Origin of the sequence: Microbacterium sp. NPDC060132, assembly GCF_042729675.1 — a bacterium.
Taxonomy (GTDB): Bacteria; Actinomycetota; Actinomycetes; order Actinomycetales; family Microbacteriaceae; genus Microbacterium; species Microbacterium sufflavum.
This window is the reverse complement of record NZ_JBHWXU010000001.1, coordinates 1,876,404-1,886,597: the sequence shown is the minus strand read 5'-3', so window position 1 is coordinate 1,886,597 and position 10,194 is coordinate 1,876,404. Positions and strand designations below refer to the sequence as shown.

At 70.7% G+C, this 10,194-nt stretch carries 11 protein-coding genes; 3 read left to right on the top strand and 8 right to left on the bottom strand.

The window, feature by feature from the left end; all coding sequences use genetic code 11:
- Window positions 1-12 precede the first annotated feature (12 nt).
- On the top strand, window positions 13-603 hold the full coding sequence (locus ACFWCH_RS09235; RefSeq protein WP_378803409.1) for a 2'-5' RNA ligase family protein: 591 nt from the start codon (window positions 13-15) through the stop codon (window positions 601-603).
- Window positions 604-630: 27 nt separating this feature from the next.
- Here ACFWCH_RS09235 and ccsB read toward each other — a convergent pair whose 3' ends face one another.
- The 5 genes from ccsB to ACFWCH_RS09210 are packed head-to-tail and all read right to left on the bottom strand — an operon-like array spanning window position 631 to window position 5,300.
- On the bottom strand, window positions 631-1,611 hold the full coding sequence (ccsB, locus tag ACFWCH_RS09230; RefSeq protein ID WP_378803408.1) for a c-type cytochrome biogenesis protein CcsB: 981 nt from the start codon (window positions 1,609-1,611) through the stop codon (window positions 631-633).
- Between the two features lie 4 nt (window positions 1,612-1,615).
- On the bottom strand, window positions 1,616-3,376 hold the full coding sequence (locus ACFWCH_RS09225; RefSeq protein ID WP_378803407.1) for a cytochrome c biogenesis protein ResB: 1,761 nt from the start codon (window positions 3,374-3,376) through the stop codon (window positions 1,616-1,618).
- A gap of 37 nt (window positions 3,377-3,413) precedes the next feature.
- Entirely contained in the window at window positions 3,414-4,172 is a 759-nt protein-coding gene (locus ACFWCH_RS09220; protein WP_378803406.1) for a cytochrome c biogenesis CcdA family protein, read from the bottom strand.
- A gap of 16 nt (window positions 4,173-4,188) precedes the next feature.
- Window positions 4,189-4,839, bottom strand: coding sequence for a TlpA disulfide reductase family protein (locus tag ACFWCH_RS09215; RefSeq protein ID WP_136029744.1), 651 nt, complete (start codon window positions 4,837-4,839; stop codon window positions 4,189-4,191).
- Window positions 4,840-4,895: 56 nt separating this feature from the next.
- On the bottom strand, window positions 4,896-5,300 hold the full coding sequence (locus ACFWCH_RS09210; RefSeq protein ID WP_136029742.1) for a MerR family transcriptional regulator: 405 nt from the start codon (window positions 5,298-5,300) through the stop codon (window positions 4,896-4,898).
- Between the two features lie 52 nt (window positions 5,301-5,352).
- Between ACFWCH_RS09210 and ACFWCH_RS09205 the strand changes: the two genes are divergently transcribed.
- Entirely contained in the window at window positions 5,353-6,258 is a 906-nt protein-coding gene (locus tag ACFWCH_RS09205) for an NAD(P)/FAD-dependent oxidoreductase (protein ID WP_136029740.1), read from the top strand.
- Window positions 6,259-6,295: 37 nt separating this feature from the next.
- Here the strand turns inward: ACFWCH_RS09205 and ACFWCH_RS09200 are convergent, their stop codons facing one another.
- Window positions 6,296-6,937, bottom strand: coding sequence for a histidine phosphatase family protein (locus ACFWCH_RS09200; RefSeq protein WP_136029737.1), 642 nt, complete (start codon window positions 6,935-6,937; stop codon window positions 6,296-6,298).
- A gap of 1 nt (window position 6,938) precedes the next feature.
- A complete protein-coding gene (locus ACFWCH_RS09195) occupies window positions 6,939-7,337 on the bottom strand; it encodes a DUF5684 domain-containing protein (protein WP_240745361.1) in 399 nt (132 codons plus the stop codon).
- A 117-nt stretch (window positions 7,338-7,454) separates the two neighbouring features.
- Here ACFWCH_RS09195 and aspS point away from each other — a divergent pair, with 117 nt between their 5' ends.
- Complete coding sequence (gene aspS, locus ACFWCH_RS09190; RefSeq protein WP_206251732.1) at window positions 7,455-9,236, top strand: aspartate--tRNA ligase; 1,782 nt, start codon at window positions 7,455-7,457, stop codon at window positions 9,234-9,236.
- A gap of 92 nt (window positions 9,237-9,328) precedes the next feature.
- Here aspS and ACFWCH_RS09185 read toward each other — a convergent pair whose 3' ends face one another.
- Window positions 9,329-10,111, bottom strand: coding sequence for a TSUP family transporter (locus tag ACFWCH_RS09185; RefSeq protein ID WP_136036377.1), 783 nt, complete (start codon window positions 10,109-10,111; stop codon window positions 9,329-9,331).
- Window positions 10,112-10,194: the final 83 nt, after the last annotated feature.

The following is a 10,194-nucleotide window of genomic DNA, read 5'->3' as shown; positions in this document are numbered from 1 at the left end:
TAGGCTCCTGCCATGCGTCGACCGTTCATGGACACCCCCGAACAGCTCGCCGGCCTGGAAGGGCAGCAGTACGTCGTGCTGCGCCCCACCGCCGCGTTAGCCGAGACCTATCGGAACGTCCAGGACGCGTCACTCGCTCGCCTCGGCGCCCCGATCCGGCGCCCGCACACCGGTCACGTCACTCTGCGTGGATTCGCCGAGCCCGATCGGCGCGACGAGCTCGCGGCGCTGATCCGCACCTGGGCGTCGCAGCAGACCCCGATCGAGGTCAGAGCCGAGGCCACGGACGAGTTCTCCGCTCCATGGCAGATCCTGATCGTGCGTCTCGCCCGCACCGCATCGCTCGTCTCGGCGTACTCGACCCTGACGACCGCGCTGGACGAGACGGACTTGCGCCGGCTGGGCGAGTTGCCGCTGGAGGACTGGACCTTCCACCTTTCGGTGATCTACGGCAAGACTCTCGACCCGGCCGAGTGGAGACGATTCGCCGAGGCCGAGTCCCGCGTCTTCGAGCCCGCTGTCACCGAGACCATCACCGAGGCCGAACTGGTCTGGTACGAGCACGGCATCGAGCACGCCGAGGTCCTGCCGCTCGGCGGCTGAGACCTGGCGTTGCCCGGGGGCAGCGGATCAGCTCAGGCCGGAGTAGGCGTGCAGGCCCTTGAAGAACACGTTGACGATCGTGAAGTTGAAGATCACCGCGGTGAAGCCGACGATCGACAGCCACGCCGAGGGGTTGCCGCGCCACCCGCGCGTCGCCCGCGCGTGGATGTAGCCCGCGTAGAGCACCCAGATCACGAACGTCCAGGTCTCCTTCACGTCGAAGCCCCAGAAGCGGCTCCACGCGTAGTACGCCCAGATCGACCCGGCGATGAGGGTGAACGTCCACAGGATGAAGCCGATGATCGAGAACATGTACGCCAGGCTCTCCAGGCGCTCCGCGGTCGGGAACGTGCGCAGGAAGCCCGGTCCCGTCTTGGCGGCGCCCTCGCCGAGCAGACGCTCGCGGCGGGACTGCATCAGCTGGATCACCGACAGCGCGAACGCCAGCGCGAAGAACGCGGTCGCCAGCGACGCCACGAACACGTGGATGATGAGCCACACGCTCTTGAGCGGGTCCATCAGCGGCGAGACCTTGACGTAGAAGTTCGTCGCCCCCAGCCCGAGGAGCACCACCACGAGCCCCGTGATGAACGTGCCGAGGAAGCGCAGATCGAGGCGCGTGAGCACCACGAGGTACACCGCGATGATGAGCAGCGTGCCGACCATCGCGAACTCGTACAGGTTGGCCCACGGCACCCGGCCGGCGGCGATGCTGCGGGTCACGGTGGCCGCGAGGTGGAACACGAACCCGAGCACCGTGAGCGACGTGCCGATGCGCGCCATCACGAAGCGCTGCGGGGCAGCGGTCGCGGCCGGGGCCCCGGTCGCGGGGGATGCCGCGCCACGGACGCCGCCCGCCGCCACCAGTTCGCCCTCCCGCACGGAGACGGCGTCGGCGGAGGCCTGGGAGCGGCGCGCGAGATCGAAGGCGTACGCCACGAAGGCGGCCGCATAGATCGCGATCGCGGTCCACAGCAGGACAGGCGAGATCACGGTGAGCTCGAGCATGGTGTCAGTCTACTTTCGTGGTGTCGGCGGCCGGGGGTGCGGTTTCCGCGGACGCGGTCTCGGCCTCCGCGTCGTCGGGGGTGCGGGCGACGGTGCCGCCCGCGGCGTCGAGCAGTCGGGCGTGACCGTCGCGGATGTCGTCCACGGCCCGCGCGAGCGTCGGGTCCTCGCCGCGGGCGAGCGCCGCGTACTCCAGCTCCACCGCGCCGTCGGCGGCCGTGGCCTTGACCCACACGCGCCGTCGCGGCACGAACAGCGCGAGCATGAGCCCGGCCAGCGCGAGGATGGCGAAGCCCAGCACGAACACGCCGGATTCGTCGCGGTGGATCTGCAGGGAGGCGAAGCGCTTCACCGACTGGGAGGCATCGGTCGCGCCCTCCGGCGACTCGTCCTCGAAGGTGACCGAGCCGAGCCCGTTCGGCAGCTCCGCGGTCTCGCCCGGCGCGAGCTCGATCGACTCGACGTCGGTCGAGCGCCCCGTGAGCTTGGTCATGTCGGAGGTGTCGAGCACGTACACCGAGCGGGGCACCCCGTCGTTGATGCCGAGGTCGCCCGTGTACACGTCGAGCGTGAGGGTGGGGTTGGTCAGGTCGGGGTAGCCGGAGAAGAACGCACCGGAGTCGAGCACACCCGTCGTCGGGTAGAAGAAGCCGACGAGGCCCACCTGCTCGGCGAGGCCGTCCGGCACCTTGAGCACCCCGAGCGAGGTCATGTTCGTGTCCTGCGGGAGGAACGGGGTGCTGCCCGTGAACACGACCGTGCCCTCGGGGTCGCGCACGGTGACGGTCGGCGCATAGCCGTTGCCGAGCAGGAACACGTCGTCGTCGGCGACGCCCAGCGGCTCGTTCACCTTGACGGAGCCCTCGCGCTCCTCGCCGTTCTCGAGGATGGTCATGTTGGCCGAGAAGTTCCCCGCCTGACCCGAGCCGGGCTCGCCGAACGGCTGGTACGTCACGTCGAACGAGTCGAGGCGCATCGAGTAGGGCGCGAACGCGTCGTCGGTCACGAAGCGGCCGCGGTTCATGGAGTCGTAGTCGAGCAGGGTGTTCGCGAACGTCTCCCCCTCCACCAGCACCCGCTGCCCGGTGTACGCGAAACCGCCGCCGACGCCGATCGTCACGAGCACGCCGACCAGAGCCAGGTGGAACAGCAGGTTCCCGGTCTCGCGCCAGTACCCGCGCTCGGCCGAGACCGAGAACGTGCGGCCGCGGTCGTAGCGCTCCACGCGGTAGCCGAGCGCCTTGAGCTGCGTCGTCGCGACATCGATCGCGGCGGCCGCCTCCGCCTCCGCGTCACCGGTGCCCGTGCCGGCGACCGGGTCGCGCGTGACCGACCGGTGGTCCTCCAGGCGCTGGAGCCGGGCGGGAGTCCGCGGCGGACGCGCACGCAGCGCCTTCGCGTGGTGCTTGATGCGCGGGATCACGCAGCCCACGAGCGACGTGAACAGCAGCAGGTAGATGGCGGAGAACCACGGCGACAGGTAGACGTCGAACAGCTTCAGGCCGTCGAGGATCGGGAACAGGTCGGGGTTGTCGCGTTCCCACTGCGTGACGCCGTTCGGGTCGGCCATGCGCTGGGGGAAGATCGAGCCGGGGATGGCGGCGATCGCGAGCACGAGCAGCAGGATCAGCGCGGTGCGCATCGACGTCAGCTGACGCCAGCCCCACCGCAGCCAGCCGACGACCCCGAGCCGCGGCTGGGTGATCGAGTCGTCGCCGTCGACGTGGTCGGACGGACGGAGCGGATCGCTGGAGTCGCTGTTCACGGCACCCTTGTTCTTCGTGGTGGTGTGCTCTGCGCGGTCAGAGCGGGAGGATGACACTGCCGATCACCGCCGTCAGCCGGGACATGATGTCGGTCCACAGCCCGGTGACCATCAGCACACCGAGCAGGATGAGCATGACGCCGCCCACGATGTTCACGATGCGCACGTGGCGGCGCAGGAAACCGATCGCCCTGGTCGCCCAGCCGAAGCCGAGGGCGACCAGCAGGAACGGGATGCCGAGGCCGAGGGAGTACGCCAGGCCGAGGAAGCCGGCGCGCACCGGGTCGCCGGCGTTGAACGACAGCGCCAGGATCGCGGCGAGCGTCGGCCCCATGCACGGCGCCCAGCCGATGCCGAGCGCGACACCCAGCAGCGGGGCCCCGATGATCCCGGCCTTGGAGTCGACGTGGAAGCGGAACTCGCGCTGCGCGAAGCCGAACAGGCCGAGGAACACCAGCCCCATCGCGACGATCACGACGCCGAGGATGCGCGTGATGAGGTCGCCCCAGCGCAGCAGGAACGCGCCCGCCGTGCCGCCGAGCACCGTGAAGAGGATGAACACGACCGTGAAGCCGAGGATGAACAGCAGCACGCCCAGCACGAGGCGACTGCGGGTCGCGGTCTGCGTCGTGCCGTCGGCGGAGCCTCGCGGGGCGACCGCTCCGCCCAGGAATCCGAGGTAGCCGGGGACGAGCGGGAGCACGCACGGCGACACGAACGACACGAGCCCGGCGAGCATCGCCACGGGCAGCGCGAGCCAGAGGGCGCCGGAGCCGATGATGACGTCGGGGTTCACGGCGCCTCCGCGCGGGTCACGAGTCCTCCGCGAGGGCGTCCTTGACGAGCGTGGAGAGCACGGAGGTCCCGTCGATCGGCCCGATGATCTTCGCGGCCACGCGGCCCTGCTTGTCGAGCACGAGGGTGGTCGGGGTGGCCGAGATCGGCACGGCCTCCGCGAACGCGAGCTTGGCCTCCGCGGTGTCGACGTCGATCAGGCTCGGGTAGGTGACGCCGTACTCCTCCGCGAACGCGGTGGCCGTGTCGGCCTGGTCGCGCGTGTTGACGCCGATGAAGGACACGCCCTGGTCCTCGTACTCCTTCCAGACGCTCTCCAGGTCGGCCGCTTCGAGGCGGCACGGGGCGCACCCGGCGTACCAGAAGTTGACGACGGTGACGTCGCCGGCGACGTCGGCGCTGTCGAAGTCGTCACCGGTCTCGGTGACCCCGCCGAACTCGACGGGTTCGCCACGTTCGGCGACCGGGATCTCGACGATCGCGCCGTCCGCGGCGACGTAGCCGGTGTTCTCCCCGCTCAGGAAGGATTCGCTGACGGCGTCGGGGGCGCACGCGGTCAGGCCGACGGCGAGCACCGCGGCGAACGCGGCTCCGACCGCTCGGCGGGCATGCCGGGGGTGGGAGGTGCGGCCGCGGCGAATCGGAGGGATTCTGGGGGCGAGGGGCACGGCTCCGAGTTTACGCAGAGCATCCTATGCATCGGCCGGGTACCCCCCGGGGGGAATCAGAGGCGCGCGAGCACGTCGGCGACGCTCGCGCGGAAGCGCGGGCACGTCGCGATGTCGTGCGCACGGCAGCCCATCGCGTGCTCGGTCATCTCCCGCGAGCGCCGCATCTCCTCCATGCGCCGGTCGAGGTCGTCGAGGTGCTGCTGCAGCACCTGGTGCCGGCCCGCGCTGCCGTCGTCGAGCAGCACGGCGATCTGCTCGAGGCTCATGCCGGCCGCCTTGCTGCGCTGGATCACGGCGATCCGCACGACCTCGTCCTCGCCGTAGCGTCGCCGACCTGCCGCATCACGCGGCGGGCGGAGCAACCCGACCGACTCCCAGTGCCGCAGCACGTGGGTGGGCAGGTCGAAGCGGGCGGCGACCTCGCCGACGGACCAGGGGTGGCTATCGCTTGACTTCATGTTGACATGAAGCCACACACTGGCGAGGAAGGCAAGAAGAGAGGACGACACCATGCACGACGCGATCGTGATCGGGGCGGGACCGGCCGGGCTCCAGGCGGCCCTGACCCTCGGACGCATGCACCGCTCGGCGCTGCTGCTCGATTCGGGCGAGTACCGCAACGGGACGGTGCAGCACATGCACAACATGATCGGCGAGGACGGCACACCCCCGGCGGAGCTGCGCGCCCGCGCCCGGCGGGAGCTCACCGCCTACGACACGGTGACCGTGCGCGACACCGCGGCGCAGCGCATCGAGGGTTCCGCCACGGAGGGCTTCCGGGTGACGCTCGCCGACGGTTCGGTCGAACGCGGACGACGCGTGGTGCTCGCGACCGGCGTGGCCGACGACCTCCCCGCGGTGCCGGGACTCGCGCCGCTGTGGGGGCTGAAGGCGTTCACCTGCCCGTTCTGCGACGGCCACGAGCACGCCGGTCGTCCGATCGCGATCCTCGGCCCCGCCCCGCGCGCGGAGCACCTGATCGGACTGCTCGGGCCCGTCGTCGGCGACATCACCGTGGTGCCGGTGGACGCGCCGCTCGGCGACGACGACCGCGCTCGGCTCGAGGGCCTCGGGGTGCGGGTCGCCGGGCCTGCGGCCGAGGTCTCGGAGCACGGCGCGGGGGTGCGCGTGCGCACGGCCGACGGCGACCTCGACGTGGCCGGGGTCTTCGTCGCCGCGGCCTCGGCGCGCCAGCGCGCCCCCTTCGCGGCCGACCTGGGACTGCGGATGCTCGACTCCGGCTCGATCGAGATCGACGAGCTCGGGCACACCTCGGTCGGCGGCGTCTTCGCGGCGGGCGACCTCGCCCATCGCGCGACCCTCCCCGGGCCGATGGCCGCGGTGCTGCTCGCCGCCGCGGCCGGTCAGCTCGCGGCGATCGGCGTCATCCGGTCACTGCTGGAGGACGCCCGCTGAGACCGAGGCCACGGGCGCGTGCGGTGACGGCGGCGGGTCAGACCGCGCCGACGTCGACCGCGTCGCCCGTGGCGGCGGGCTCCGCGTAGGCGACCTCGCGCCACACGTCACCCACGCGCTCGAACGAGGTGACGCTCGACAGGGCGCAGCGCCGCGTGCGGGGGTCGTGCTGCAGCGGAAGCCCCGCCACGCGCAGGTGCGTGATCCAGATCGGCGCCTGGTGCGACACCATCACGATGTCGCCCTCGGTCGTGCTCTCCAGTGCGGCCGTCCACGCCTCATCCATGATCCCGAGCATGCGCTCCGCGATCGACGCGTACGGCTCGCCCCAGCTGGGGACCGACGGCTGCCGCAGATGCCACCAGTTGAGCGGGTTCATCAGCGACCGGCGCATGCGGGTGCCCTCGAAGACGTTCGTCGGCTCGATCAGACGGATGTCGATCTCCGGCACCAGGTCGAACCGCTCGGCGAACGGCTCCGCCGACTCCTGCGCGCGCTCCAGCGGCGAGGCGTACAGCGCCGCCACGGGGTCGCCGAGCTGCGCGACGTGCGCGGCCGCCGACGCCGCCATCCCGCGGCCCGCGCGGCTCAGGTGATAGTCGGGCAGCCGGCCGTACAGCACGCGGGCGGGGTTGTGCACCTCACCGTGCCGCACGAGGTGCAGTCGCGATACCCCCACGTCAGATCTCGCGGTAGCGGGAGTCGCCGAAGCCGAGGATGAAGTATCCGATGAACGAGAACACGAAGAGGAGGAAGAAGGAGAAGACGCCGCCCTTGCCGAAGCGGGCGCCGACCTTCACGGCCACGACGATCGCGAGCACCACGTTGGCGATCGGCACCAGGTAGAGCAGGACCCACCAGCCCGACATCCCGGCGATGCGCAACAGGAAGATCGCGTTGACGATCGGGATGAGGGCGAGGATGCCCGGATATCCGGCCTTGGTGAACACCTTCCACCAGGCGACGGCGAGGAGGATGTAGAAGATCAACGCCACCACGCCGGTGGTCCCGGAGAGGAACTGGCCGAGGAAGTCGGGGACGACCGGGACGTCGGCCGCGGGGACGAGAGCGAGGTTCATGGGGTCACCTTCCGTTCACAGACACCCTACTGAGGGACGGGCCGTCCCGTGAGAAGGGGTCGCGCACCCCCGTAGACTGGGCGGGTTCTCCATTTCCCAGATCAGAAGGAATACTCCGTGCTGCGCACCCACACCGCAGGCTCCCTGCGCGCCGAGAACATCGGTCAGACCGTCACCCTCACCGGGTGGGTCGATCGTCGTCGTGACCACGGAGGCGTCGCGTTCATCGATCTGCGGGATGCCTCGGGCATCGCCCAGGTGGTCATCCGCGACGAGGAGGTCGCCCACCCGCTGCGCAACGAGTTCGTGCTCAAGGTCACGGGCGAGGTCTCGCGCCGCCCCGAGGGCAACGCCAACCCGAACCTCCCGTCGGGCGAGATCGAGGTCATCGCGGCCGAGGTCGAGGTGCTGAACCCCTCGGCTCCGCTCCCCTTCCAGGTCTCCACGGCGCTGGCCGACACCGAGACCGTGGGCGAGGAGGCGCGTCTCAAGTACCGCTACCTCGACCTGCGCCGTCCGGCCGCGGCCTCCGCGCTGCGTCTGCGCTCCGACGTGTACAAGGCCGTCCGCGACGTGCTGCACGCCGACGGCTTCACCGAGGTCGAGACCCCCACCCTCACCCGCTCCACCCCCGAGGGCGCCCGCGACTTCGTGGTGCCGGCGCGGCTGCACCCGGGCAGCTGGTACGCGCTGCCCCAGTCGCCGCAGCTGTTCAAGCAGCTGCTCATGGTCGGCGGCGTGGAGAAGTACTACCAGATCGCCCGCTGCTACCGCGACGAGGACTTCCGCGCCGACCGGCAGCCCGAGTTCACGCAGCTCGACATCGAGATGAGCTTCGTCGAGCAGGAAGACGTGATCGCCCTCATGGAGTCGCTCATCGTGGCGATGTGGAAGACGATCGGCGTGGAGGTGCAGACCCCGCTGCCGCGCATCACCTACGCCGAGGCGATGGCGAAGTACGGCTCCGACAAGCCCGACCTGCGCTTCGGGCTCGAGCTCGTCGAGGCGACCGAGTACTTCGCGGACACCCCGTTCCGGGTGTTCCAGGCCGAGTACGTCGGCGCGGTGCGTATGCCCGGCGGCGCCTCGCAGCCGCGCAAGGTGCTCGACGCCTGGCAGGACTGGGCCAAGCAGCGCGGCGCCCGCGGTCTCGCCTACGTGCTGTTCAACGAGGACGGCACCCTGGGCGGCCCCGCCGCGAAGAACCTGTCCGAGGCGGAGCAGGCGGGTCTCGCGGAGTTCGTGGGCGCCGAGCCGGGCGACTGCGTGTTCTTCGCCGCCGGATCCACCAAGGAGAGCCGGGCGCTGCTCGGCGCCGCGCGCGTGGAGATCGGCCGCCGCCTGGGTTACCTGAACCCGGACGAGTTCGCGTTCACCTGGGTCGTCGACGCCCCGATGTTCGAGCCCGCCGCCGACGCGGTGGCCTCGGGCGACGTCGCGGTGGGCGCGGGCGCCTGGACGGCCGTGCACCACGCGTTCACCGGCCCGAAGCCCGAGTTCGAGGACACGTTCGACACCGACCCGGGCTCGGCCCTCGCCTACGCGTACGACATCGTGTGCAACGGCTCCGAGCTCGGCGGCGGCTCGATCCGCATCCACCGCGAAGACGTGCAGAAGCGGGTCTTCGAGGTCATGGGCATCAGCGACGAGGTCGCGCAGGAGCAGTTCGGCTTCCTGCTCGACGCGTTCTCCTTCGGCGCTCCCCCGCACGGCGGCATCGCGCTGGGCATGGACCGCGTGCTGCAGCACCTGTCGAAGACCGAGTCGATCCGCGACGTCATCGCCTTCCCGAAGTCGGGCAACGGGTACGACCCGCTGACCTCCGCGCCCGCCCCGATCACCCCGGAGCAGCGCGCCGAGGCCGGTGTGGACTACGAGCCCGACGACGACGCGGCCTGAGCCGCTCGCGCACGATCAGGCACTCGCGCCGGGTCGGGCGGTTCCCCACGGAACCTGCCCGACCCGGCGTCGTCGTGTGAGCCGCGGACGGTTCAGCGGAGCGAGGCGAGAGCCGGGACGATGTTCTCGTTCCACACGTCCACGCCCAGCTTCGCGATGAGCGCGACGACCACCACGAGGAACACCACGCGGATGAACGTGGTGCCGCGCGAGATCGCCATGCGCGACCCCAGGTAGCTGCCCGCGACGTTCGCGACCGCGAGGATGCCGCCCAGCAGCCACAGCACCGACCCGTGCGGGATGAACAGCAGCAGCGCGCCCAGGTTCGTGGCGAGGTTCACGATCTTCGCCTTCGCGCTGGCCTGCAGGAAGTCGTAGCCGAGCAGCGCCACGAGGGTGATCACCAGGAACGTGCCGGTGCCCGGGCCGATCATGCCGTCGTAGAAGCCGATGCCGAGGCCGGCGAGGCCCGCCATGAGGTGGTGCTTGTGGCCGTGGAAACGCAGCTGCGTCGCGGCGCCGAGCTGCGGGCGGAGCGCCGTGAACAGGGCGACCGCGAGAAGTGCGACCACGATGATCGGCTTGAACGCGGCGGGCGGAAGCACCGTGGCGACCGCGGCTCCCCCGAACGAGCCGAGCAGCGCGATCACCGCCATGGGCAGAGCCGTGCGGATGTCGGGTTTCGCGCGACGGTAGTACGTGACGCTGCTCGTCGCCGTGCCGAACACCGACGCGAGCTTGTTGGTGGCCAGGGCCTGCACCGGCGCGATACCGGGGATCAGCAGCAGCGCGGGCAGTTGCAGCAGACCCCCGCCGCCCACGACCGCGTCGATCCAGCCGGCGCAGAACGCCGCGACGATCACGAGGATCAGCATCCCCCAAGTGAGCTGCTCGAGCCCGAGCACCGTGCCGATATCCACCCGGCCATGATTCCAGAGAGCGCACCCTCCTCCCGCAT